General features: G+C 61.6%; 19 protein-coding genes. 9 read left to right on the top strand and 10 right to left on the bottom strand.

What is annotated here, in order from left to right:
* Positions 1-2 precede the first annotated feature (2 nt).
* From petB to pncB, 4 genes are all read left to right on the top strand, one after another.
* Positions 3-1,316: a cytochrome b gene (gene petB / locus R1W01_RS08060; protein ID WP_243611723.1), complete on the top strand. Its 1,314-nt coding sequence runs from the start codon at positions 3-5 to the stop codon at positions 1,314-1,316.
* 15 nt (positions 1,317-1,331) lie between these two features.
* On the top strand, positions 1,332-2,126 hold the full coding sequence (locus R1W01_RS08055; protein WP_243611722.1) for a cytochrome c1: 795 nt from the start codon (positions 1,332-1,334) through the stop codon (positions 2,124-2,126).
* Positions 2,127-2,266: 140 nt separating this feature from the next.
* Positions 2,267-2,863 carry a bifunctional nicotinamidase/pyrazinamidase gene (pncA, locus tag R1W01_RS08050; RefSeq protein WP_297754446.1) on the top strand — a complete coding sequence of 199 codons (597 nt, stop codon included), beginning with the start codon at positions 2,267-2,269 and terminating at the stop codon, positions 2,861-2,863.
* A gap of 87 nt (positions 2,864-2,950) precedes the next feature.
* Positions 2,951-4,243, top strand: coding sequence for a nicotinate phosphoribosyltransferase (gene pncB, locus R1W01_RS08045; RefSeq protein ID WP_297754449.1), 1,293 nt, complete (start codon positions 2,951-2,953; stop codon positions 4,241-4,243).
* Here pncB and R1W01_RS08040 read toward each other — a convergent pair.
* From R1W01_RS08040 to R1W01_RS08005, 8 genes are all read right to left on the bottom strand, one after another.
* Entirely contained in the window at positions 4,233-5,195 is a 963-nt protein-coding gene (locus R1W01_RS08040; RefSeq protein WP_297754451.1) for a phosphotransferase enzyme family protein, read from the bottom strand. The two genes, pncB and R1W01_RS08040, sit on opposite strands and share 11 nt — an antisense overlap.
* Entirely contained in the window at positions 5,192-6,460 is a 1,269-nt protein-coding gene (locus tag R1W01_RS08035; protein ID WP_297754453.1) for an aspartate aminotransferase family protein, read from the bottom strand. The genes R1W01_RS08040 and R1W01_RS08035 overlap by 4 nt, the downstream gene beginning before the upstream one ends.
* Positions 6,461-6,545: 85 nt before the next feature.
* Positions 6,546-6,968: an alternative ribosome rescue aminoacyl-tRNA hydrolase ArfB gene (arfB, locus tag R1W01_RS08030; protein WP_243611717.1), complete on the bottom strand. Its 423-nt coding sequence runs from the start codon at positions 6,966-6,968 to the stop codon at positions 6,546-6,548.
* A 322-nt stretch (positions 6,969-7,290) separates the two neighbouring features.
* Complete coding sequence (locus R1W01_RS08025; RefSeq protein WP_243611716.1) at positions 7,291-7,926, bottom strand: queuosine precursor transporter; 636 nt, start codon at positions 7,924-7,926, stop codon at positions 7,291-7,293.
* An 88-nt stretch (positions 7,927-8,014) separates the two neighbouring features.
* Positions 8,015-8,914, bottom strand: coding sequence for an esterase-like activity of phytase family protein (locus tag R1W01_RS08020; protein ID WP_297754458.1), 900 nt, complete (start codon positions 8,912-8,914; stop codon positions 8,015-8,017).
* Positions 8,887-9,801 carry a penicillin-insensitive murein endopeptidase gene (gene mepA / locus R1W01_RS08015; protein WP_297754461.1) on the bottom strand — a complete coding sequence of 305 codons (915 nt, stop codon included), beginning with the start codon at positions 9,799-9,801 and terminating at the stop codon, positions 8,887-8,889. Before mepA ends, R1W01_RS08020 begins: the two co-directional genes overlap by 28 nt.
* Positions 9,777-11,168: an MFS transporter gene (locus R1W01_RS08010; protein WP_243611713.1), complete on the bottom strand. Its 1,392-nt coding sequence runs from the start codon at positions 11,166-11,168 to the stop codon at positions 9,777-9,779. Before R1W01_RS08010 ends, mepA begins: the two co-directional genes overlap by 25 nt.
* Positions 11,169-11,224: 56 nt before the next feature.
* On the bottom strand, positions 11,225-11,761 hold the full coding sequence (locus R1W01_RS08005) for an acyl-CoA thioesterase (RefSeq protein ID WP_297754464.1): 537 nt from the start codon (positions 11,759-11,761) through the stop codon (positions 11,225-11,227).
* Positions 11,762-11,887: 126 nt separating this feature from the next.
* Between R1W01_RS08005 and R1W01_RS08000 the strand changes: the two genes are divergently transcribed.
* The 3 genes from R1W01_RS08000 to yaaA all read left to right on the top strand — a co-directional run bounded on the left by R1W01_RS08000 (position 11,888) and on the right by yaaA (position 15,096).
* Entirely contained in the window at positions 11,888-12,169 is a 282-nt protein-coding gene (locus tag R1W01_RS08000) for a YggT family protein (protein ID WP_317275186.1), read from the top strand.
* 85 nt (positions 12,170-12,254) lie between these two features.
* Complete coding sequence (gene recQ, locus R1W01_RS07995) at positions 12,255-14,291, top strand: DNA helicase RecQ (RefSeq protein ID WP_297754468.1); 2,037 nt, start codon at positions 12,255-12,257, stop codon at positions 14,289-14,291.
* 31 nt (positions 14,292-14,322) lie between these two features.
* Positions 14,323-15,096, top strand: a complete 774-nt coding sequence (gene yaaA / locus R1W01_RS07990) for a peroxide stress protein YaaA (RefSeq protein WP_297754471.1) — start codon at positions 14,323-14,325, stop codon at positions 15,094-15,096.
* On the opposite strand, the gene R1W01_RS07985 is transcribed toward yaaA, so the two are convergent.
* Entirely contained in the window at positions 15,093-17,279 is a 2,187-nt protein-coding gene (locus R1W01_RS07985; RefSeq protein ID WP_297754474.1) for a response regulator, read from the bottom strand. The genes yaaA and R1W01_RS07985 overlap by 4 nt on opposite strands.
* Positions 17,280-17,419: 140 nt before the next feature.
* Here R1W01_RS07985 and R1W01_RS07980 point away from each other — a divergent pair, with 140 nt between their 5' ends.
* Positions 17,420-22,849 (top strand): alpha-2-macroglobulin family protein, encoded by a 5,430-nt coding sequence (locus tag R1W01_RS07980; RefSeq protein ID WP_297754477.1) that lies wholly within the window; start codon positions 17,420-17,422, stop codon positions 22,847-22,849.
* A complete protein-coding gene (gene pbpC, locus R1W01_RS07975) occupies positions 22,846-24,885 on the top strand; it encodes a penicillin-binding protein 1C (RefSeq protein ID WP_317275185.1) in 2,040 nt (679 codons plus the stop codon). The genes R1W01_RS07980 and pbpC overlap by 4 nt, the downstream gene beginning before the upstream one ends.
* Positions 24,886-24,985: 100 nt before the next feature.
* Here the strand turns inward: pbpC and R1W01_RS07970 are convergent, their stop codons facing one another.
* On the bottom strand, positions 24,986-26,161 hold the full coding sequence (locus R1W01_RS07970; RefSeq protein WP_243611705.1) for an acetyl-CoA C-acyltransferase family protein: 1,176 nt from the start codon (positions 26,159-26,161) through the stop codon (positions 24,986-24,988).
* Between the last annotated feature and the right edge of the window lie 79 nt (positions 26,162-26,240).

The following is a 26,240-nucleotide window of genomic DNA, read 5'->3' as shown; positions in this document are numbered from 1 at the left end:
CAATGTCTGGTATTCCCCACGACCATTACGAGCCGAAGACCGGCGCAGAGAAATGGCTCCACAGCCGCCTGCCCGTTGTCGGCCTGATCTATGACACCATCATGATCCCCACCCCCAAGAACCTGAACTGGTGGTGGATCTGGGGTATCGTTCTCGCTTTCTGCCTCGTGCTGCAAATCGTGACCGGTATCGTCCTCGTGATGCACTACACGCCGCATGTCGATTATGCGTTCGCCTCGATCGAACACATCATGCGTGACGTGAATGGCGGCCATATGCTCCGCTATATCCACATGAACGGCGCCTCGCTGTTCTTCTTCGCCGTCTACATCCACATTTTCCGCGGCCTGTTCTACGGCTCCTACAAGGCGCCCCGCGAGATCACGTGGATCGTTGGTATGCTGATCTTCCTGATGATGATGGGCACCGGCTTCATGGGCTACGTTCTGCCTTGGGGTCAGATGTCCTTCTGGGGCGCAACCGTGATCACCGGCCTGTTCGGCGCCATCCCGTTCATCGGCGAAGCGCTGCAGACCTGGCTTCTCGGCGGCCCGGCAGTGGACAACTACACCCTGAACCGCTTCTTCTCGCTGCACTACCTGCTGCCCTTCGTGATCGCCGCACTTGTGATCGTTCACATCTGGGCCTTCCACACCACGGGCAACAACAACCCGACCGGTGTTGAGGTGCGTCGTGGCTCCAAGGAAGAAGCCGCCAAGGACACCCTGCCCTTCTGGCCCTACTTCGTGATCAAGGACTTCGTTGGCCTCGCCATCGTGCTCGTTGTCTTCTTCGCCGTGGTCGGCTTCATGCCGAACTACTTCGGCCACCCGGACAACTACATCGAAGCCAACCCGCTCGTGACGCCCGCGCACATCGTTCCGGAATGGTATTTCCTTCCGTTCTACGCGATCCTGCGTGCCTTCACGGCGGATGTTTGGGTCGTGATGGCGGCAAGCTGGATCACCGGCGGCATCATCGACGCCAAGTTCTTCGGCGTGATCGCCATGTTCGGCGCAATCGCCGTGATGGTCATCGTGCCGTGGCTTGACACGAGCCGCGTGCGCTCGGGCCGTTACCGCCCGCAGTTCAAATGGTGGTTCTACCTCCTGATCGTCGACTTCATCGTCCTGATGTGGTGTGGCGCGATGCCGGCGGAACCGCCCTATTCGACCATCTCCCTCATCGGCTCGGCCTACTGGTTCGGCTACTTCCTCGTGATCCTGCCGATCCTCGGTGTCATCGAGAAACCGACGACCCCGCCGACCACGATCGAGGAAGACTTTGACGCCCACTACGGCAAACCTGCTGAATAAGAAGGAAACAGGATAATGCTTAAGAAACTTAGCATCGCCGCAATCGCTGCCCTGTCCCTTTCGGCAGGTGGCGCCCTCGCGGCCGGCGGAGAAAGCCACATCCACGATGTGGACTTCTCCTTCGAAGGCCCGTTCGGCAAGTTCGACCAGAACCAGCTTCAGCGTGGTCTCCAGATCTATACCGAGGTCTGCTCGGCCTGCCACGGCATGCGTTACGTCCCGATCCGCACCCTTGCGGACGAAGGCGGCCCGCACCTGCCCGCAGATCAGGTCCGCGCCTACGCGGAACAGACCTTTGAAGTGTTCGACGCCGAACTGGACGATTTCCGTCCGGCCAAGCCGACCGACCACTTCCCGGAAGGTGGCGATCCCAACGCACCGGACCTGTCGCTCATGGCGAAGGCCCGCGCGGGTTTCCACGGTCCTTACGGCACCGGTATGAACCAGCTCTTCAAAGGTATGGGCGGCCCGGAATACATCGTCTCGATCCTGACCGGCTACACCGGTGAGGAAAAAGAAGAAGCCGGCACGACCTACTACGAGAACACCGCCTTCCCCGGCGGCTGGATCGCCATGGCCCCGCCGCTCTACGGTGAGGACGTGGAATTTGCCGACGGTCACTCCAATGAACTGCATCACGAAGCCGAAGACGTGGCGGCCTTCCTGATGTGGGCAGCAGAACCCAAGATGATGGCCCGCAAGCAAGCTGGCTTTATCGGTGTCCTGATGCTGACCCTCCTGGCCTCGCTTCTGTTCCTCACGAACAAAAAGCTCTGGGCTCCGGTCAAGGGTAAGGAGTTCCACGGCTAAGCCGCGGACAGACACACCTCTCTCCAGAAGGCCTCGCCACATCGGCGGGGCCTTTTTCTTTGCGCGCAGCACATATCCCTATTGATTTGCGCCGCCCCTCTACACCTTGCTATGCCTTGGCCCAAGCATAGGAGGCTTCCATGACCCACGCCCTGATCGTCATCGACATGCAAAACGATTTCTGCCCCGGTGGCGCGCTTGCTGTATCCGGCGGGGACGAGATTGTTGCAGGCATCAACACCCTCATGCCCGATTTCGACCACGTGATCCTGACACAGGACTGGCACCCGGCAGGCCATTCGTCTTTCGCCTCCTCGCATGATGGCAAAACTCCGTTCGAGATGACCGAGATGCCCTATGGCCCCCAAGTGCTCTGGCCAGATCATTGTGTCCAAGGCTCGCATGGTGCCGCCTTTCACACCGACCTCGACACCGACCACGCCGCGATCATTCAGCGCAAAGGCATGAACCCGGCAATTGATAGCTACTCCGCCTTCTTCGAAAACGACCGAAAAACCCCCACGGGGCTTGATGGCGCGCTACGAAGCCTTGGCATCACCGAACTGACCTTTGTCGGTCTCGCCACCGATTTCTGCGTCGCCTATTCCGCGTTGGATGCCGCGCAGCTTGGATTCAAAGCGACCCTGCGCCAAGACCTCTGCCGCGCGATTGATCTCGACGGTTCGCTCGCGGCGGCGCTTGCAGAACTGAAGCAGGCCGGTGTGCATCTCGCCTAAGGCGAAAGAGCGGCGCACAAATCGGATTGGACCCCCTGCGTTCTTTTCGCTATCACCTTGGAAACACTGGCAAGGAAAGCCTGAAACATGGTCGATATCGCGACACGAGTCTGGAACCAGCAATGGAAAATCGATCCGATCGTCCGGTCGCTGATTGACAATGACTTCTACAAGCTCCTGATGTGCCAATCGGTGTTCCGCAATCAGCCGGACGCCCATGTCACCTTCTCACTCATCAACCGTACCGATTCCGTGCGTCTTGCCGAACTGGTCGACGAGGGCGAGTTGCGCGAACAGCTTGACCACATCCGTTCCCTTTCCCTGACCCGCGGCGAAAGCACCTTCCTGCGCGGCAATACATTCTACGGCAAACGCCAGATGTTCCGCCCCGACTTCATGCAGTGGTTTGAGAACATGTCGCTTCCCGATTACCACCTCGAAAAGCGCGACGGTCAGTATGAGCTGACCTTCGAAGGGAAATGGCACGAGGTCATGCTCTGGGAAATCCCTGCGCTCGCTGTCCTGATGGAACTGCGCGGTCGCGCCGTTCTCAACGACATGCGCAAATTCGAGCTTCAGGTTCTTTATGCCCGCGCCATGACCAAGCTCTGGGAAAAGATTCAGCACATGCGCGATGTGCCGGGCCTCAAGATCGCTGACTTCGGCACCCGCCGCCGCCATTCCTATCTCTGGCAGGATTGGTGCGTGCAGGCGATGGGCGAAGGACTTGGCGACAAGTTCATCGGCACCTCCAATTGCCACATCGCCATGAAACGCGACCTCGAAGCCATCGGCACCAACGCGCATGAACTTCCGATGGTCTATTCCGCCCTCGCCAAGAGCGACGAAGAACTCGCGCAAGCCCCCTATCAGGTCTTGGCCGACTGGCACGAAGAACATGACGGGAATCTGCGCATCATCTTGCCCGACACCTACGGCACTGAGGGCTTCCTCAAACGTGCGCCCGACTGGCTCGCAGGATGGACCGGGATTCGCATCGACTCCGGCGATCCCGCCACCGCCGCCGAGGTGGCCATTCGCTGGTGGAAAGAACGCGGAGAGGATCCGACCAAGAAGCTCATCATCTTCTCCGACGGTCTCGACGAGGCCAAGATCGTCGAGCTTGCGACGCAATTCGAAGGCCGCGCCAAGGTGTCTTTCGGCTGGGGCACGCTCTTGACCAACGATTTCCGCGGCCTGACCCCTGACGATGGCCTCGCGCCCTTCTCGCTCGTCTGCAAAGCGGTCTCGGCCAATGGAAGTCCGACGGTCAAGCTCTCCGATAACCCCAACAAGGCGATGGGCCCGGCGGATGAGATCGAGCGCTACAAACGCGTCTTTGGCGTCGGCGCGCAGGAAAAGCTCGAGGTTATCGTCTAAGCCATTCCCGCGCCATCGTCACCGCCCGCGCCGCATAGTCGGCGGTCTCGGGTGCGCCCGGCGCATAACGCCCGATCACCCAACCACAGCTCGCAAGCCCCCGCATGACCGTGAACGCCTCAAGGAGCGCCGCATCGCCCGGCAGCGGCCTCACCGTGCCATACCCCTCGAGAAGCGCAGCACCCAAATCCGCGCGGTTCGGCTGATCCCAGTTCTGCGACATCGCCACGCCAAGCTCGTACATGCGGAACCCAAACACTCCGTCGTCAAAGTCGATCAGGCGCACCGCATCGCCCTGCACCATCACGTTCTCGCGCAGCGCATCCGCGTGGATCAGGCCGAAATCGCCCTCCGCTTCGTGGCTTCCGATCACCTCGCAAAGCCGCTCTCGCGCCTCTAGAAGAGCCGCGCGCTCCTCCCCCGATAGCGCCGGATTTTCCCAAAACCGCCCCCACGCGGGATCATCCCCCAAGAGGGCCGAGCGATCGAGCACACCCCTTTCAAAGGCCTCCGGCAGGGTCGCCTCGTCGCTCGCCGCATGAAGCCGCGCCAACTCTGCGCCAAGCGCATGATGTAGCGCCGCCTGCCGCGCCGGGCTGCCGTCAAGAGGCACATCCCCCTCGCCCAATGGCGCGCCGTCCATCCATGTCACAATCGACGCCCTCCGCCCCGCCTCGGGCACATCGGCGATCACATCCCCGGCCTTGGTTCGCACCGGCAAAGGCACCTGCACACCAGCCGCGACCAAGGCCTCGGCCCACCATAGCTCTGATCGGATCGCGGCATCGCTCTGGTATCCGGGACGATGGAGCCGCAACGCCACCCGCCCGAATTCAGGCGAAACAGTCTCGAATACGGCGTTCTCACGGTTCTTGATAAGGCGCGGCGTCGCCTCAATCCCCCAATGCATCAGGGCCGCCTCTGCATAGGCGCGGGCCTCTGCATCCTTCATGTCACCGCCTCCAATGCCGCGTCCATAACCTCGGCGAGTGTCTCGGCCTCCGCGCGCCCAAAGACGCAAGGCGGCCGAACCTTGAGCGTGTTGTCACGCCGCCCGACGGAATGAAGCAACACACCACGCCCCCGCATGTCCTCGACCACTTCGGCGCAAAGCGCAGTTGCCGGTGCTCCATCGCGCCAGAGCTCTGCCCCAAGGAAAAGCCCCGCACCGCGCACATCCGCGATCACATCATGGCGCGCCTGTACCTCCTGCAAGAGCGACAGCGTATAGGCCCCGACATCGCGCGCGTTCTCGACAAGCGCCTCGTCCTCAATGACCTGCAAGACCGCCATCGCCGCCGCCGCGCTGACCGGATTGCCGCCGAAGGTATTGAAGTATTTGAACGCCTCCTGAAACGCGCCGAGGATCTCGGGCCGCGTGACAACGGCGGCGACGGGATGCCCGTTCGCCATCGGCTTGCCAAGCGTCACGATATCGGGCGCAAAGCCAAGCCGATCATGCCCCCACCAATGGCTCCCGATGCGCCCGAAACCGGGCTGCACCTCATCCGCGATGATGATCCCGCCCGCCTTTCGCACAGCCTCAATCGCGCGATCAAGGAAACCGCGCTCAAGCGTCGGAAACCCCTCATTGGCGAAATAGGGGCAAAGGATCATCGCCGCGACGCCATGGCCGCTCTCTTCCAATTCGGCAATCGCCGCCTCGACACCACGCGCAAAGGCCTCGGCCTGCCCTTCCTGCGATCCGCCAATCGGGGCCATATTGTCCGGTGCCGGAACCTGCCGCACATGATCCCGATAGCCCCCAACCGGTATTTTCTTCGAATTGAGCTGTGAAACCGCCGCTGTATTGCCGTGATAGGTGTTGTCCGTGCCAATAATCCCGGTCTTGCCGGTCACGGCTTCGGCCATGCGAAGCGCCACATCATTGGCCTCGGATCCCGAACACACCATAACCAGACTCTCGAGCCTATGCCCGAACTTGGCCGTAAGCGCCTCGCCATAGTCAAGGATTGCGTCATGCACATAGCGCGTATGGGTGTTGAGCGTCGCCGCCTGCGTTGCAATCGCTTCGACAACGCGGGGGTGGCAATGCCCGACATGCGGAACATTGTTGTAGCAATCGAGATACCGCCGCCCGTCCTTGTCCCAAAGATAGGCGCCTTCCCCGCGCACAACATGCACCGGCTCGCGGTAAAAGGTCGTCATCTGCGGCCCCAAAAGGCGCGCGCGGCGTTCCAGCATGGTTTCTGTCATAGTCTTGCTTCCCCTCGTCACACGAGGGCATTCAAACCACCTGAGCGAGAACCGCAATGGCAAACGCGGCGAAAACTCGTCGGAGCTAGTCCTCGCGCCGCACCTGACCGCGAAGCGCTTTGACCTCGCCGCGTTCTTTCTTGGCCTTGAGACGGCGTTGCTTCGATCCGTAGGTCGGTTTGGTTTTGATCCTGCGCTTCGGTTTGACAAGCGCCTTGCGGATCAACTCGGCGAGGCGCTCGCGCGCGATCTCGCGGTTGCGTCCCTGACTGCGGGTCTCGTCGCACTGAATGATAACCGCACCATCCTTGGTCCAGCGCCGCCCCGCCAACCGCTTGAGCCGCGCCTTGACCGGCCCTTCAAGAGAGGGCGACCTTTCTGCCTCAAAGCGCAACTCGACCGCCGTCGCGACCTTGTTGACGTTCTGTCCGCCTGGCCCGCTGGCACGGACGAACTGCTCCGTCAATTCCCAGTCCTGCAAGCTGACGTTCTCGTCAATCACGAGCATTGCTGCCCCTCATACTCTGTCTGACCCGGTTCATTCTCGCACCACCGCGATACCGACGTAATACCGACGTGATACATATATGCGATTTTCCAACGAAAAGGGCCGCTCTTTCGCGATAGAGCGGCCCTTCGAGATGGTAGGAGGTGCGTCGGTTAGGTGAGCACCAATTCGGGTTCTGTATCAGCCAAGGGCTGCCTCAGAGATACTCCCTCCGAACTGTTCCAACACTGCTCTCCATAGCTTCTCTAGACAATGGGCACCTCCTTTCAGATTGTTTCGCGTACCCTCAGCCTGCCACAGGCTGTGGATATGTCAAACAAAATCATGTGGTGCGCGGTACCAATACCCCCACGATGATGCGGAATGGCACAAGAGCAAGCAAAGCGAGCGACAGTTTGACCATCCAGTCGGCAAGTCCAAGGCTAACCCAAAGCGGCAGGACAGGCCCGGCGCCCAGAAGCGGAAGCATCTCGCCCGCCCAAGAGACATCGTTGCCCGGCTCGAGGAATGTCAGCGCCCCGGAGAAAGCGATCGTAAAGAAAATCGCGGTATCTACCGAAGAGCCAATCAACGTCGACGCCAAAGGCGCCCGCCACCACGCCCCTTCACGCAGCCGGTTGAACACAGCCACATCAAGAAGCTGCGCCGTCAAGAACGCGAGGCCCGAGCCAAGCGCGATGCGCAGAGTCACGGCCGGATAGGTATAGCCGTCGCCCTCGAGCATGATCTGCGTGCCGATCGCGGAGCAGATCACGCCGACGACAAAGCCGGCGACCACAACGCGGCGCGCGGCGGCAACGCCATAGACGCGATTCATCACGTCGGTCACGAGAAAGGCGAGCGGATAGGTAAAGGCACCCCAGGTCAACCATTGGCCGAACAGGAACTGCACAAGGATGTTGGAGGCCACGACAATGGCGGCCATGGCAAGAATGCCGGGAAGATGGATCGTTTTCATAACTCTGAATCCGTTTTTACAAGGTGGCGGCGACTTGGTCCCGCACCCATGCGGGACGGGCGGGGTCTATAGAGGCCGCGCCTTGAAATCAAGGGGCTTGTTGGACCACATACTCGACGACTTCGGTGCGCTGAAACGAAAAGAAATTGTCATCCGACACCATCGTGAGACGGATCGCTCCCGTCGTATCGCGCCAGACCGACAGGGCTTCGAGATTGTCATGAACGCCCGTCGCGGCCCGAAAAAGCTCTTGCCCGTTGACGAGTTTGTCATTCTCGACATCGAAGCGGCGCACGCGGTTGCTAAACCCGACAACGTTAAAACTCCGCTCCAGAAGATAGAAACGCCCATCCGGCCCAAAGTCCGCGCCAACAGGTCGAAACCCGCCCTCACGCGAGATGTTGTCGAGGATGTGCCATTCGCCTTCGGCAAGCCGCCATATGGGAAACCCTTCCTCGGCCTCCGGTGCCCCCTCTGATACCACGACCAGCCGACCAACCTGATCCACGGCCAGCGCCTCAAGCCCCTCATTGCGCGAAAGCTGCTCGGTTCCCGGCAAGGCAGGCAGGCTTTGAGCCGAAGCACCGGGATACTCGAAAGCCTCAACCTTATGCTGTCCTTCAAAACAAACATAGATCGGCCCGCCCTGTGCGCTTTGAGCGAGCCCTTCGCTATTGCGTTCGAACGGGCGCGGCACCTCTCCGGTTCGGGTCTTCACGCGCTCCATCCGCACCTCTTCGACCCCGACTAGGCCGCCATCGTCATCACGCATGAAACGCCCTTCAACAAAGCGCCCCCTGTCCGTCACCATGAGGAAGGTATTGCCGTCCGGGGCAACCTCCATGCCGGAGAACCCACCGAACCAGTCCTCGTCCCTGTCCCATGCAAGAACAGAGGCCAGACGGGCGCTATCCCCTCCCTCGGCCCATCCACAAGCCGCAGCGAGCAGACAAAACGCGCCTATTGCGATTGAAGAACGGAAACGCATTGCCGGGGGAGATCTGCCATCTGAAGCTGACGGCGTGGTTTGGGTTTCGGGGCGTCCGGATCTGGCGGCGGCGGATTCAGGATATCCTGCACCCATTTCTCCGCATCCTTGCACCCGTCTCCGGGCGGCGGCGCGTCTTGATCGATGCAGCCGCGCGCCCCTTTGGGACAGTTTAGACGCACATGGAAATGATAGTGATGCCCCCACCATGGGCGGATCTTGCGAAGCCAGCTCCTGTCGCCGGTCTCGTCATTGCACATCCTGACTTTGGCGCCGGGAAAGACGAAAATACGCGCCACGCGCGGATCCTGTGCGGCGGCCTTGAGAATCTCGTGATGCCCGCGGGTCCAGTTGTCGTTGACGTAGGCCCCCTTGGCACGCCGTGTCGAGATCGACGATAGGTTCTCCCGCTCCACCGCGCTCAGATCAAGCCGCTTGGGCGGCAACATCCAGATATCGACATCGAGCCCGCTTTGGTGACTACGGTGCCCGGTGAGCATCGGCCCGCCACGCGGCTGGCTCATGTCGCCGACATATAGCCCTGCCCACCCCGGCTGCGCCGCAGCCTTGGCAGAAAGGTCTCGGATGAAGGAGACGGTTTCGGGATAGGCCCAGTTCCTGTTGCGCGACAGGCGCATGGCCTGCCATGTCGGCCCGGTCTCAGCAAGCTCGACACCCCCTGCAAGACACCCCTTGGAATAGGATCCATGCGGCGCCGGATCTTGACGCGAGCCATGTGCATGCGCCCCAAACAACTGCCGCGCCTCGACCCCGCGCATGGCGACGGGGATCTCGGCCTGCGTCGAGACGGTTGCCCGTTCGGCTGTTTGCGTCTGGCAGGCTGCCAATCCGCCAAGCGCGATCAGGATGAGGAGGCGTCGGACCATTTGGTGTGATCTCCTTCCGGTTTCACCCAGACTAGCAGGATCATTCCGAGAAGAAAGAGCGCCGCAATCGGCGTGATGCCAAGACGCTGACTTCCGCTTATGTCCGACACGATGGCGATCAAGGCCGGGGCGAGGAAGGTCGTCGCCTTTCCCGAAAGCGCATAAAGACCAAAGGCTTCGGTCATCCGTTCCGGGTTCGACTGGCGCACGACCATCGTCCGGCTCGCCGATTGAAGCGCGCCACCTGCGGCCCCAATCATGCCCCCTGCCACGAAGAACAGGATATCCGGCAGGGCCGACCCTTCGGCAACCGGCATCCCAAACACCGCATCGCGCGACAGACCGATGATGAACACCGCCGTGAATAGAAGCGCCGTAATGCAGACCACGATTACAGGCTTCGGGCCAAAGGCCGTATCCGCCTTGCCCCCGATCCAAGCAAAGAGCGCCCCCGTCATGGCTGCGACAATACCGAAAATGCCGACCTGCATGATGCCCCACTCAAGAACACCAAAGGCGTAAATGCCGCCGAACGTATACATGCCGTTGAGCGCATCGCGATAAAACATCGAGGAGGTGAGATAGGCCAGAAGGCTGCGATGCATGGGCAGCCCGCGCAATGTGCGCCCGAGGTCGCTCAGCGCCTTACCAACCTTGTAGGGTTCATGGTTCGGATCGGGCTGTTCCTTCACCCAAAGAAAGAACGGGATCATGAATACCGCGTACCAGATCGAGGTCAGTGGCCCAACGGCCCGCGTGTCCGCATAGGTCGATGTATCAAGACCGAACACCGGAGCCAGCCCGGCCATGGTCGTGCCGCTCTCGCCGGCTTGGAAGAAAAGCAACATGATCGCGAGGGCGATTACCCCGCCAACATAGCCAAAGGCCCAGCCGGTGCCGGAAATCCGGCCAATCTCTTCCTTGCCGCCGAGAGAGGGCAGCATGGCATTGGTGAAGATCGTCGCAAACTCCATGCCGATCAGACCAATCCCAAAGAAGATCAGCGTGCGGGTCACGTCGAAGTCCGCCGGCGCCGTGTACCAGAGCGCATAGGCGCCAACCACATACATGGCAGAGAAGGTCCAGACCCAAGGCATCCGTTTGCCGGTGCTGTCGGCAACCGCCCCGAGGATCGGTGCGAGAACCGCGATCAGGACGCCAGAGACGGTCAGACCATAGCCCCAGTAGGCTTGCGCCTGTGCCTTGGCCTCGGGGACACCCATGCCGCTTTCGACAAGGATCTCGCTGACAACCTTCGCGAAATACGGGCCGAAAATAAAAGTCAGAACGAGCGTGTTATACGGTTGGCTCGCCCAATCGAAAAACCACCAGCCCCAGATTCGTCTACGCTTGGAAACCTCGGCCATCGCGTCCTCCCCTCGTTTTTTTCAATCTTAGACAGGGAGTATGACATTCAAGCAAGCTAATCTTGCATTGGCGGCCAAGGTCGCGTCGCCTCTGCTTCGATCCAATTTGCGATCCATTCCGGGGTTTCGGGGCTTGCCTCGTCAAAGCCAAGCGCCTCCAGAATGCGGTCTGGAGAAACGATCCCATTCGCATCGGTCACAGCCGCACGGTAGAGCGCATGATTGGCGCATTCGCCGTCGCGCTTCCACATGGATTGCTCGATATAGACGAATTTGTCGTCCCAACAGACCGCCCGGCTCCTGATCTCGAACCGTTCAAAGGTACGGATGCGACGGCGATAGCGCACGGAACCCCCCGCCATCGTCAACGCCCAGCGTTTCTTGCGCAGCACCCCAATAAGGCCGATGCGATGCGCAAGCGGAATACGCCCGAGATCCAAGAGCGTCAGGGTGCGCCCGTTGTTCAACTCCATCCAGATGTCGATATCCTGCGGCCAGCAGATATGCTGTGAGACATGCGTTCCCGTAAGCGGCAGCGGGCTCGCCTTACGGGCCACGACCAACTCTTTGATCATGCGGATGACAGGGTACATGGGCGGCTCCTTTCGCATCGCGTTCTCTACGCCCCTGCCTGCTACGTCAATCATGACCCTGCAGGAGGCTTGCCCTTTGTCGCCCGCGCGCTTACCTCTTGGGCAGGAAAACAGGAGATACTTGCCATGATGGCTATCTACGGACCGCTGCGGCTCATTCTGGATGTGGCTTTCTTCATCATGCTCATCCATATCATCATGAGCTGGCTCATCAGCTTTCAGGTTCTGAACCTCGGTCAGCAATTCGCGGCCCAGATCTGGTATGGCCTCAACCGCCTGCTCGAGCCGATCTACACCCCGATCCGCAACATCCTGCCCGACACGCGCCCGCTCGACCTTGCGCCGCTCGTGGCCTTTATCATCATTATCTCGCTGCGAGACTACATCCTTCCGGCGATCTTGCTCTAGGGATCGCGACCCGCGGGTTGTGAGGCCCGCGGCAATATGAAAAACTGCCGCCCAAGAGCAGTCGATCAACAAGAGCAGGACTTCCATGGCCGCCGCCACTTTGCTGCGTGACGTATTCGGATTCGAGTCATTCCGTCCCGGCCAGGAGGACATCGTCGATGCCGTGGTGCGGGGCGAGAATGTTCTCGCGATCATGCCCACGGGTGGCGGTAAATCTCTTTGCTTTCAACTTCCGGCATTGGTGCGCGATGGTGTGACCGTCGTGATCTCGCCCCTGATCGCCCTCATGCGCGATCAGGTTCGCGCTCTGCGCGAAGCGGGCGTTGAGGCCGGCGCGCTCACCTCTGGCAACACTGAGGAAGAGACCGCCGCTGTTTGGGACGCGCTCGAGGCGGGGCGCCTCAAACTACTCTACATCGCCCCGGAACGGCTCGCCTCCGGTGCCGCGATGGGCATGTTGCGCCGTATCGGTGTCTCTCTAATCGCCGTGGACGAGGCCCACTGTGTAAGCCAATGGGGTCATGACTTCCGCCCAGACTATCTTCGGATCGGCGAATTACGCCGCGCCCTGAATGTGCCGATTGCCGCGTTCACTGCCACCGCCGACGCCGAGACCCGCGACGAAATCGTCGCCCGACTCTTTGACGGCACGCCGCCGGAAACCTTCCTACGCGGCTTTGACCGGCCCAATATCCACCTCGCCTTCGAGGCCAAGAACAGCCCCCGTCGCCAGATCCTCGACTTTGCCGACGCACGCAAAGGGCAGTCGGGCATCGTCTATTGCGGCACCCGCGCCAAAACCGAAAGCCTCGCCGCTGCACTGCGCGAGGCGGGTCATCTGTCGCTCCACTACCATGGCGGCATGGACCCAGATGCCCGCCGCGAAACCGAAGCCCGGTTTCAACGCGAGGACGGATTGATCGTCGTCGCAACCGTCGCCTTCGGCATGGGCGTGGACAAACCCGATATCCGCTGGGTCGCGCATGCGGACCTGCCGAAATCCATCGAGGCCTACTATCAGGAGATCGGCCGCGCCGGGCGTGATGGCGCGCCTGCGGAGACCCTGACTCTCTACGGTCCAGACGATATCCGCCTGCGCCGATCGCAAATCGACGAGGGCCTTGCCCCGCCAGAACGCCGCGCCGCCGATCATGCCCGCCTCAACGCCCTCCTTGGTCTCGCCGAGGCCCTCCATTGCCGCCGTGAAACGCTTCTTGGCTATTTCGGCGAAACCGATGTCTCCTGTGGCAATTGCGATCTCTGCGATACGCCCGCTGATGTCTTTGACGGCACCACCGCCGTGCGCAAAGCGCTTTCGGCCGCCCTGCGGACCGGGGAATGGTTTGGCTCGGGCCATCTGATCGACGTGCTCCTCGGCAACGAAACCGACAAGGTGCGCGACCGAGGCCATGACGGCCTGCCAACCTTTGGTGTCGGCACAGAGTATGACAAGCGTCAGTGGCAGGCAATCTTTCGACAGATGATGGGACATGACCTCATGCGCCCTGATCCCGAGCGTCACGGCGGCCTCCGCATGACCGATGCTGCGCTTCCGATCCTCAAGGGCGAGGCCACGATCGAATTGCGCCGCGATACGATCCGCAAAGCGCCGTCGCGCCCCGCCGCCAAGGCCCTGGTCAGTGATGAGGATGCGCCGCTCCTGTCTGCGCTAAAAGCCAAACGCCGGGCTCTCGCAGAGGCGGCGAAAGTCCCTGCCTATATCATCTTCAACGACCGCACCTTGATTGAAATGGCTGAGAAGCGGCCCCAGAGCCTCGACGAGATGGCTGGGATCGGCGGCGTCGGTGCAAAAAAACTCGCCTCCTATGGCGGTGCTTTCCTCGAAGTGATCGTTGGTGAGGCCGAGGCACTGCACCCCTCGCGCCGCAAGCTTGCCGGGCGCGATGCCGGGACGCTTTACGATCGCCTCCTTGAGGTCCAATCCGATCTAGCACGCGGTCCCGACGGCATCGACAAGCCCATGTCCTGTTCCGCCGCGCTTCTTGCGAAGGTCGCCAATACTCGTCCCCAAGACGAAGGCAGCATGACGCGCCTTCTCGGCGACAAACGGGCGCAGCGATTTGGCGCGGCGTTTCTGGACGCCGTGCGGGAGGCGAGCTAAGTCTCGCTCGAAATCTAAGGAGTCTCTGTCAATGCTCGTCGTCGTGTCGCCCGCCAAAAAGCTCGATTGGAACCCGGTCGAGGCCCGCACCACCGCGCCGGATTTTCAGGACGAGGCCCTCGCCTTGACAGAGGTCGCGCGCGGCCTCTCCGTCGAGCAATTGCAAAAGCTCATGTCGCTTAGCGCCAATCTCGCAACGTTGAACTATGATCGGTTTAAGGCCTTCGAAGCCGAACCGGACGCCTTCGCGACCCGCCCCGCTGTGCGTGCCTTTGCAGGCGATACCTATACCGGCCTCGAGGCCGCGTCGCTTGATGCGGAGGAAATGGCCTGGGCGCAGGACCACCTGCGCATTCTCTCAGGGCTTTACGGCGTGTTGCGTCCGCTTGACGCGATCCAGCCCTATCGCCTCGAGATGGGCAGCCGCCTCAAGAACCCGCGCGGCAAGAACCTCTATGAATTCTGGGGGAGCCAGATCTCCAGCGCACTCAATGCACAGGCGAAAGACACCGGCAGCCACGTCCTCGTCAACTGCGCCAGCCAAGAGTACTTCGGCGCGGTTGACCTCGACGCGCTGAAACTGCGTGTCATCACGCCGGTCTTTATGGAGGACAAGGGCGGCCTCCCAAAAATCGTGAGCTTCTACGCCAAGAAAGCCCGCGGCTCTATGGCGCGTTTCATCATCCAGCGCCGCCTGACCGACCCCGAAGGCCTCAAGGACTTTGACCTTGGCGGCTATGCCTATCAGCCCGACATGTCTGAAGGCGACCGCTGGGTCTTTCTGCGCAACACGCCCGAAGCCTAACCCGTCGGCCGCGCCACATCCGGGAAGGGATCGCACGCCCCCGGCGGACAATTGAGCGCGATTGCGTTGAATATCTGATCCTTACGCAGCGGTTTGGTCAAATAGTGATCGAGCCCGGCGGCGAGGATACCTTCCTCGTCGCCCTCTACCGCATGCGCCGTGAGCGCAATAATCGGCACTCGGCTGTTGCCTTCGATCTCGCGAATGCGCTGGGTTGCCTCCTTGCCGTCCATCTTCGGCATTGAGATATCCATAAAGATGAGATCCGGACGATCTGTCTGAAACGCCTCTACCGCCTCAATCCCGTTCTCCGCAAAGCTGAGGTCGATTTCGAGCGACTTGAGCAACTTGCTCAGGACAAGCCGGTTCGTCTTGTTATCCTCCGCCGCCAGAATACGCATGCGCCGCCCTTCGGGCGCCAAGACGACCTCGGCACCCTCCGTCGCTGCGTCTGTGAAAGGGCCGCCTTGGCATAGATCATGTATCTTCTGGAACAAGGCCCGCCGCACGCTTGGCGTCTTGAGAAGCACGACCTTTGCATCGCCGCCGCCGCTACCGAACCGAGCCGGATTATCGCTTAGAAGGATAATCGGCCCGCCCCACCCCTGCGTTCGCAAGTCTTCGACCAATGCTGCGCCACCGACCCGTGGCATTGCCTCCTCGGCAAGGACAAGATCCGCCCCGGACACGAGATCGCCTGCCTCTGCGGCATTGCTGCACAGGCTGACCCGCGCCCCCATCTGCTCCATCTGTTTCTGAAGCAGGGTGCGATTGATCGCCTTATCATCCACAATAAGCACCTTGCGGATATCCGGTGGCAGCTCCGGCGGGGCGAGGGACATGTCTTCGTCCACGGGCAAGGTCACGCGCATACCGAAACTCGCCCCTTCCCCGGCGACCGAGTCGACCCAGATTTCGCCCCCCATGAGAGTGATCAGGCGCTTGGTGATCGACAGACCAAGCCCGGTCCCCTCGAACTGGCGGTTGCGCTCATCATCTACCTGATTGAATTCGCCAAAGATGTGCTCGATCTTGTCTTCGGGAATGCCGATCCCGGTATCTTCCACGGTGATGTGCAATTCGCAATGTCCCGTGCTTGTGTCCGTTGTCCCGACGACCCGCACAAGGACATGGCCCGCCCCTGTGAACTTGACCGCGTTGCCCAAAAGGTTGGTCATCACCTGCCGCAAACGCCCCGGATCCCCAACGAACATGGTCGGCAGAAACAGATCGTAGTCCACGACCAGAGATAGCCCCTTCTCTCGCGCCGTTGGCTGCAAGAGCGTCATCACCTCATGGATACAACGCTCGAGATCAAAGCTCTCGGCATGCAGAACAAGCTTCTCGGCCTCGATCTTGGAATAGTCGAGCACATCGTTGATGATGACGAGAAGCGCCTCGGCAGAATTCTTGATGGTTTGCACGAACAAATCCTGTTCGTCGCTGAGCGCGCTGTCTTTCAACAGGTCCGCCATCCCCACGATCCCATTCATCGGTGTCCGAATTTCGTGGCTCATATTGGCCAGAAACGCCGATTTCGCGCGGCTCGCCGCCTCAGCACGGGCCTGTTCCGCCTTGAGTTTCGCCTCATAGGCGACTGTTTCCGTGATGTTGAGCGCAAGGCTCACGATGTCGCCGCCGTGTCCGCGTTGGTCGATAAGCTTGATATACTCCCCATTCCAGAGGCGGAGTGTCATCGGCGGCGGTGCAGGCTGATGCCACCGCGCCAGCATCTTGGCACGCCAATCCGCGGGGCGTTCATCCCCGATGTTAAAGACCCCTTCTTCGGTGATGACCTCGAGAATCCGAGTGTAAGACACACCGGGTTTGATCTCGTCGACGCCATCGAACACTTTGAGGTAGGCGTGGTTCGCCCCGATCATCCGATCGCGCGCATCAAAAAAGGCAAACCCGTCCTGTATCGTCTCAATCGAGAGCCAGAGCCGCCGCTCCGCGATCTCTATCTTTTCATTCGCCGCAAGAAGATCGGTTTTGACGCGCTGATTTTCGTCTCGCACGGTCTCGACCTCGGCGCGTGTCTCGACGATCTCGTTCGAAAGCGCCTCGGCATGAAGCCCGAGCTTCCGGTTGGCGGCGAATAGCTCTGCCTGCTTGAGGTCGAGCAACCGCTCAGCCGCAAGCCGCGCCCGCCTTTCTTCCGCCAGTTTATGCGTCAACGTCATCTACGCCACCGATCTTCCCCGCTTCGCCGACTCATATTTGGCGTGAACGGGTAAAGACTGGCTTAAACCCGACCGGAGGAATCGTTGCCACGGTGGCGGCACACATGCCACCATGCGCGCATTGTTTCATGGAGAGTGATATGCGCCTTTTTCTCGCGACCGTCCTTGGGCTTCTCACGGCTCAGTTCGCCTTTGCCCAAGAGGATATGATCCCCGAACGGCGGGCCATTGTGAGCCGGGATGTGGATTTCTACGGCGGGGATTTGACCAATATATTCGACACAACCTTCGAAGCCTGTAGCAAAGCCTGCATCGCCAACTCCGAGTGCAAGGCGTTTACCTTCAATTCCCGCGCCGGATCTTGCTTTCCCAAGAAGAATATCTCTGACCGCCAACCCTACGAAGGCGCCATCTCTGCTGAGATCTTCGAAACAGATCAACGGACACTCGCCCTTGGCCAGAACCGCGCTCCCGATCTTGCCTTTCTGTCCGCATATGATTGGCGCGAGGCCCGGTCACAGGCCGAACAGATCGGTCGCATCCATGCCGGTGGCCCGTGGACTGTCGAAGCCCTGCTCGACGCCGCCCAGAAGCGACGCGCCGATGGCGATACGCTCAATGCCATGCGCTGGACCGGAGCGGCGGTTGCCAAGACCGACAAGAGCGATCTTTGGCTCGAATATGCGCGGCTAAATCGCGAAGTCGCGCCCGGCCAGAAAGACAAGAACCGTTACCTGCGCCGCGCCCTCTATGGAAGCATCAACGCCTATCTTCGAGCCCCGAACGATCCGGCGCGCGTCTCCTCTCTCATGGTCATGGCCGAGATGTTCGAGGAAACCGGCAAAGGCCGGCAGAGCCTGAACGTTCTGCGCCTCGCCGAAGCGATCCAGCCCCGAGATGATGTGATTTCCGCGCTCGACAAGGCCATCGCCAAATACGGCTTCCGGATTAGCGAACATAGCGTCGAAAGCGACCTCGCCGAACCGCGCATCTGTGCCGAGTTCAACGAACCTCTGGTCAAAGCGGGCGTCGACTATGCCACCTACCTGCGCCTGCCCGACCAGCGCCTTGCCGTCGAGGCCGAAGAACGCCGCATCTGTGTCACTGGCGTGTCGCACGGCGAGCGCTATCGCCTGACCTTCCGCAAAGGGCTTCCGGCGGAAAGCGGCGAAACTCTGGCCCGCGATACCGAACTGACGCTCTATGTTCGCGATCGCTCTCCGGCGGTGCGCTTCCCCGGTCGCGCCTACGTTCTACCGCGCACAGAAGAAGCAGGTCTTCCCATCGAAACCGTCAACCTCGACATCATCACGCTACGTCTTCAACGCGTGAGCGACCGCAATATTCTGCGGACCTTGCAAGACGACTATTTTGGCCAACCCCTGCGCCATTGGCAGATGGACAGCTTCAGCAGCGACATCGCCGAGGACGTCTGGACCGGCGAAGGCATGGTTGAGAACACGCTCAACATCGACATGACGACCCGCCTTCCCATGGGCGATATCATCAAGGATCTGCCGACCGGCCTCTATGCCCTGACGGCGGATCTTCCCGGTGCGGACCGCTATGACGAAACCGCGACGACGCAATGGTTCATCCTCTCCGATATCGGTGCAACCACGCTTTCGGGGACGGACGGGCTTCACGTCATGCTGCGCGCCCTGTCGAACGCCTCTGCCTTGTCAGAGACCAAGCTGACCCTTCTGTCGCGAAGCAATCGCGTTCTAGGTACGACACAAGCGGATGCCAACGGCTATGCCCTATTTGAGGCAGGTCTGATCCGCGGCAAAGGAAGCCAAGCTCCCGCAATGCTCTTGATGGAGAGCGGCGAGGATTTCTCCTTCCTGTCGCTTACTGATCCGGCCTTTGATCTTTCGGACCGGGGCGTCGAGGGTAATCCGCCTGCCCCGCCTGTCGATGTGTTCCTTGCCACGGATCGCGGCGCCTATCGCGCAGGAGAAACAATCCACGCGACCGCACTGGCCCGCGATGCAGTTGCCAAAGCGCTCACGGACCTGCCCCTCACCGCGACATTGACCCGCCCCGATGGTGTTGAATATGCGCGCCGCCTTTCCTCTGCCGAGGCCGCAGGCGGGCATGTCTTTTCCTTCCCATTGGGTGCTACCGTGCCGCGTGGCACGTGGAAGCTCGCGATCCTGAGCGACCCCGAAGCGGCGCCGCTGGCGGTTGAAAAACTGCTGGTCGAGGACTTCCTGCCCGAGCGGATCGACTTTGATCTTACCCTGTCCGAAACGCCCCTTTCCCGCGCCAAGCCCGCCACGGCGACACTCGACGCGCGCTATCTCTTCGGCGCGCCGGGAGCTGGTTTGCGCGTCGAGGGACAGGCCACCCTGCGCGCCCGCGACACGCTTGAGGGCTACAAGGGTTACCATTTTGGCCGTCACGACGAACGCTTCAACGCAAGGACCGAGTATTTCTCGGCCAAGGAGACCGACGCCAACGGTCAATCCCTCCTGGACCTGCCGATCCCGGACACAGAGCAAAGCGGACGCCCCCTCGAACTTCAGATCACAACGCGTGTGTTCGAAGGCTCGGGCCGGCCGGTCGAACGTCGTGAAACAGCGCCAATCGCCCTTGATACCCCCCTGATCGGGATCAAACCGCTCTTTGACGAGGGTGTCGTGCGCGAAGGTAGCGATGCAGGCTTCGAACTCGCCGCCGTGCACCCCGACGGCCACACAGCACCGATGCAGGTAAAATGGACACTCAACCGCGTGCGCACGACCTACCAATGGTATCATCGCTATGGAAATTGGGACTGGGAGCCGCTTACGCGCCGGACCCGGATCGCTGGAGGTGATATCACACTCGGGGATGCCCCCGTCGAGGTTACTGCCGGGGTAGACTGGGGCGAATATGAGCTCGTCGTCGAAACCACCTCCGGCCCATATGTCGCAAGCTCGACCGATTTCTACGCCGGTTGGTATGTCCCCGCCGATACGAGCAAGACTCCCGATATGCTTGAACTATCGCTCGACAAACCGGCCTATAAACCCGGTGAGACCGCGATGCTCCGGGTTGTGCCGCGCTTTGCCGGGACGGCGCTCGTCTCGGTCATGTCCAACCGCCTCATCGCCAAGCAGGCGGTGGATGTCGATGAGGGCGAGAACCTCATCCCCGTGCCCGTCACCGACGATTGGGGCACCGGCGCCTACGTGACGGCCTCGGTGCTGCGTCCGGCGGATGCAGAGGCCGAACAAACACCATCCCGCGCCCTTGGTCTTGCCCATGCCTCGATTGATCCCGGCGACAAGAAGCTCGCTGTGTCGATTGACGCCCCCGAGATCGCCGCCCCGCGCGGCCCGCTTGACGTCGTGGTCAGTGTCGATGGTATCGCTGAGGGCGAAACGGCCTACGTGACGCTCGCGGCGGTGGATGTCGGTATCCTCAACATGACCGGTTTCAAATCGCCCGACCCGTCCGATCACTATTTCGGCCAGCGCCGCCTTGGCATGGAGATCCGCGATATCTATGGCCGCCTGATCGACGGACTTTCTGGCGAGATGGGCGCGCTGCGCTCTGGCGGTGATGCGGCGGCAGGGGCTTCGTTCCAATCCCCGCCCCCGACCGAAGAACTCGTCGCCTATTTTGAAGGGCCGGTCGAAATCGGCTCGGGAGGTACGGCGACAATTTCCTTCGACATGCCCGAATTCAACGGCTCTGTCCGCCTCATGGCCATCGCTTGGACGCCGTCCGCCGTTGGACAAGCCGATACCGAGACCATCGTCCGCGATCCGGTCGTCGTGACCGCGAGCCTACCGCGCTTCCTTGCCCCAGGTGATGAAAGCCGCCTGCTTCTCGAACTGACCCATGTCGAAGGCGCAACCGGTCGCATGGGCCTTGATGTCTCTGGCGAGGGTGTGACGCTCGCAGGCTCCGTGCCTTCTGGCCTTAGCCTCGACAAAGGCGCGACGGAACAGCTTTCGATCCCGGTTCGGGCCTCGGAAGTCGGAGACCATATTCTACGCATCGCCCTGACAACGCCTGATGGCAAGCAACTGGTGAAGTCCCTGACGCTACCTGTGCGCGCCAATGATCCCGAAATCAGCACGACACAGCGCCTCTCTCTCGCGGCGGGCGACAGCTTCATGCTCGACGCGAACCTCTTTGCCAATCTGCGCCCCGGCACAGGGTCCGCCGTGATCTCCGCTGGCCCAATCGCCCGCTTCGATGCGCCGGGCCTCTTGCGCACGCTGGATCGCTATCCATATGGCTGCACCGAGCAGATCACCTCCAAGGCCCTTCCGCTGCTCTATTTTGAATCAGTGAGCAACGCCCTCGGCATGGGCGCAGAAGAGAAGATGCAATCCCGCATCGACGACGCCATCTCCGTCATTCTCACCCGGCAAGCAAGCAACGGCGCCTTCGGTCTCTGGCGCGCGGGATCGGGCGATTTCTGGCTCGATGCCTATGTGTCCGATTTCCTGAGCCGTGCACGCGGCAAAGGCTATGACGTGCCGGATCGCGCCTTTCGCACCGCGCTCGACAACCTGCGCAACCGGGTGAACTATGCGCCCGACTTCGACAAGGGCGGCGAAGACATTGCCTATGCGCTGATGGTCTTGGCGCGTGAAGGCGCGGCCAATATGGGCGATCTGCGCTATTACGCAGACGTCAAGGCCGAGGCCTTCGCCACGCCGCTCGCCGCCGCTCAGATCGGCGCAGCGCTTGCCTTCTACGGCGACCAAACCCGCGCGGACCGCATGTTCGATATCGCATCGCGCCTGATGGACGGGCGGATGCAGGATGCGTCAAAGCCGCTCTGGCGCGTCGACTATGGCACCAACCTGCGCGACACAGCGGGCCTCCTGACCCTCGCCGTCGAAGCGGGAAGCGCCCGTATCGACCGCGATCGCCTTTCGGCCCGCATCGGCAACGCGGATCGGTCGCTTTCGACTCAGGAATCCGTTTGGTCCCTGATGGCGGCAAACGCCCTCATCGAAGATAGCGCAAGCGGTTCCCTGACAGTCAACGGCACGGCACAGGACGGCCCGCTCATCCGAAGCTTCGAGAACGAGCTGGCCTTTGATCCTCTCCTCATCAGCAATCAAGGCGAGCGCGATACCTACCTGACCGTGACGTCACTTGGTGTGCCGAACTACCCGCTCACGGCGGGGGGCTATGGCTATTCGATCGAGCGCAGTTATTTCACCACCGATGGCCAACCGGCAACGCTCGACGGCGCCCGATCCGGGGATCGCCTCGTCGCTGTCCTCACCGTGACACCGTTCGAGAAAGGCGGCGCGCGTCTCATGGTCAACGACCCGCTTCCCGCCGGGTTCGAGATCGACAATCCCAACCTTCTGGCAAGCGGCGATATCCGCGAACTCGACTGGCTCAAACCCGCCGCGACACAGAACGCCGAGTTCCGCTCGGATCGCTTCCTTGCCGCAGTGGATTGGCGCTCGGACAAGAGCTTCCGCCTCGCCTACATGCTGCGCGCCGTGTCGCCGGGGACGTTCCATCATCCAGCCGCTTCGGTCGAGGATATGTATCGCCCGCAATACCGCGCCAATACCGCCAGCGGCGAGGTGACGGTGGCCGAATGATCCGCCGCTTCGCCCCCTTTGCACTTGTCGCCGCGCTGCTTTTTGGCGCGGCCGGGCGGGATGCGATTGACGACTGGATCGACGCGACCGAGATGCCCCCTCTCCTGAGCGCAACCTCTGCCGAGGTCCGCGACCGCGATGGTGCTCTGCTGCGCGCCTATACTGTAGAGGACGGGCTATGGCGCCTTGGCGCGACGCCGGGGCGTGTGGATCGCCGTTATCTGGACATGCTGATTGCCTACGAGGACAAACGCTTCTACCGGCACGTTGGTGTTGATCCCATCGCCCTCGCGCGCGCCGCATGGCAGGCCCTCTTAAGCGGAAACGTTATCTCTGGCGGCTCGACCCTGACGATGCAGGTCGCACGGCTGCTCGAAGATGGGTCAACCCGGCGTTGGCGCGGAAAATTGCGTCAAATGCGCCTCGCAATGGCGATAGAGCGTCGCCTCAGCAAAGACGATATCCTGACGCTCTACCTGACCCACGCGCCCTTCGGTGGCAATCTCGAAGGCATCCGGGCGGCAACGCTGGCTTGGTTCGGCAAGGAGCCGACCCGCCTCACACCCGCCGAGGCCGCCTTTCTTATCGCCCTGCCGCAAAGCCCCGAAACGCGGCGTCCAGATCGTGCACCCTTGGCCGCGCGCGCGGCCCGAAATCGGGTTCTCACCCGCCTGACGGGTGGCACCCTCGATCCCGAGACCGCCAAGGCCGCCATCCGTGATGCCATGCCCAACAGGCGTAGAGCTTTCCCCGCGCTCGCGCCACATTTGGCTGACCGGGCGCTTGCCGACTCTCCGGACGCCCTACGCCATGACCTGACCCTTGATGCGACGCTTCAGGCATCGCTGGAATCCCTCGCTGCCGACACTATGGAAAAGGCGGGAGATCGGCTCTCTATCGCGCTGATGATCGCTGACCACCAAAGCGGAGAAATCCTCGCCTCTGTCGGTTCTGCCGCCTATGACGATACGCGCCGCGAAGGGTTTGTCGATATGACCCGTGCGCTCCGCTCGCCTGGCTCGACGCTCAAACCGTTAGTCTACGCGATGGGCTTCGATCAGGGCCTCATTCATCCCGAAACGCTCATCAACGATGCGCCCGTGCGCTTTGGCTCTTACGCGCCGCAGAACTTCGATGGGGCCTTTCGCGGCGAGTTGCGGGTGGCCGAGGCGCTGCGCCTGTCGCTAAATATCCCCGTCATCCTCATCACCGATCAAATCGGCCCTGCTCGGCTGATGTCGGCGCTGCGCAAGACCGGCGGCACGCCGCGCCTGCCGACGGGAAAACCCGGCCTCGCCATGGCGTTGGGCGGTGTCGGCGTCACGATGGAAGACCTCTTGCGCCTCTATGCGATGCTTGGGAACGGCGGTAAAGCCGTGCCGCTACATTGGTCGAAAACCCTTGTTTCAGAGCCTGTTTCACAGGTCGTAAGCCACTCTGCCGCTTGGCAAATCGGGCATATCCTCTCTGCCCTCACCCCGCCACCCGGCGCGCCGCAAAGCGGCCTCGCCTACAAGACCGGGACAAGCTATGGCCACCGCGACGCTTGGGCCGTGGGCTATGACGGGCGGCATGTGGGGGCTGTTTGGATTGGGCGGCCGGATGGGACGCCGGTGCCGGGCGCATTTGGCGGAGAGGTCGCGGCGCCGGTGCTGTTCGAGGCCTTCCAGCGCCTGAAGCCCGCGCTCGACCCACTGGGGCCGCCACCGCCGGAAACCCTGCTTCTCGGCTCTGCGGACCTGCCCGAGCCGCTACGCCGGTTCCAAGGACGCAATGCCGTTTTTGAGCGTAGCCCAGACGCCCCGCGCATGACCTTTCCGCCCAATGGCGCAAGGCTTGTGGGGCTTGAAGGGGGGCTTACGGTGAAAGTCCGGGCAGGCGCTTTGCCCTATACGATCCTTGCCAATGGTCGCCCATTGGCCAGCGACATTCGGCGGCGCGAGATCACCCTGCCGTTCGACGAAAAGGGGGCCTCAACGGTGACAATCATCGACGCCAAGGGGCGCGCGGATCGGGCAGAGATTTGGGTGGAATAGGGACCAAATCCAACGTCGGTATTCCGTCGGTATCGCGTCTGTATCGCGGTGGTGCGAAAGATCCGGCGCGAGGGTCTTCCCCCGCGCCGAAACATGTTGATCAGAGACGCTCGATGGCGATGGCGATGCCCTGACCGCCGCCGATGCACATGGTGATGAGCGCGCGTTTGCCGCCGATCCGCTCGAGCTCGTAAAGCGCCTTCACGGTGATGATGCAGCCCGTCGCGCCAACCGGATGGCCAAGCGCAATCGCGCCACCGTTCGGGTTGACCTTGGAAGTATCGAGACCAAGCCCTTTGTTGACCGCAATCGCCTGAGCGGCGAAGGCTTCGTTGGATTCGATCACGTCAAAATCGGTGATCGACATCCCGGTCTTGGCGAGCAGGTTCTCGACCGCCGGCACCGGACCAATCCCCATGACCTCGGGGCGGACACCGGCATGGGCATAGCCAAGAATGCGCGCCTTGGGCTTGAGGCCCGCCTTCTCTGCCGCATCGGCCCGCGCCAGCACGAGCGCCGCGCCACCATCGTTGATCCCCGAGGCGTTGCCCGCCGTGACGCGACCGTCTTTCTTGAACACAGGGCGCAGTTTGCCAAGGCTCTCCGTCGTCGAGGGCGTCGGATGCTCGTCCGTGTCAAAGGCGACCATGTCGCGCTTGACCTTGACCTCGACCGGAACGATCTGGCTCTTGAAATGACCGGCTTCGATGGCCGCCGCCGCACGCTGCTGGCTCTCGAGCGCGAAAGCGTCCATGTCATCGCGGCTCACGTCATGTTCATCCGCGACGTTCTCTGCGGTGACACCCATATGGCCGGTGCCGAACGGGCAGTTGAGCGCGCCGAGCATCATGTCGAGGGTCTGCACGTCGCCCATCTTCTGGCCCCAACGCTGGGACGGGACGATATAGGGCGCGCGGCTCATGCTCTCTGCACCGCCTGCAAGCGCAAAATCCGCATCGCCAAGCATGAGCGACTGTGCCGCCGACACGATGGCCTGTGCGCCGGAGCCGCAAAGGCGGTTCACATTCATCGCCGGCGTGGTGTCGGGAATGCCCGCGTTCATCGCAGCCACGCGGCTGAGATACATGTCGCGCGGCTCGGTGTTGATGACATGGCCAAAGACAACGTGGCCGATCTGGCCGCCTTCGACGCCAGACCGCTCCATCGCCGCCTTGGCCGCCGTCGCGCCAAGATCGATCGGGGCGGTACCGGCGAGCGAACCGCCAAAGGTGCCGATTGCGGTGCGTGCACCGTCGAGAATCACAATATCCGTCATGGAAACCTCCTATTCCTCGGTTGGCGACACACTACGCCCGGCATCGCCTCCGGCAAACCCGCAGAAACACGGGAAAGTC

It is taken from the genome of Shimia sp. FJ5 (assembly GCF_032918335.1).
GTDB classification, from domain to species: Bacteria; Pseudomonadota; Alphaproteobacteria; order Rhodobacterales; family Rhodobacteraceae; genus Shimia; species Shimia aestuarii_A.
Note: the sequence above shows the minus strand (reverse complement) of the source record. Positions and strands in the feature narration are given on the sequence as shown.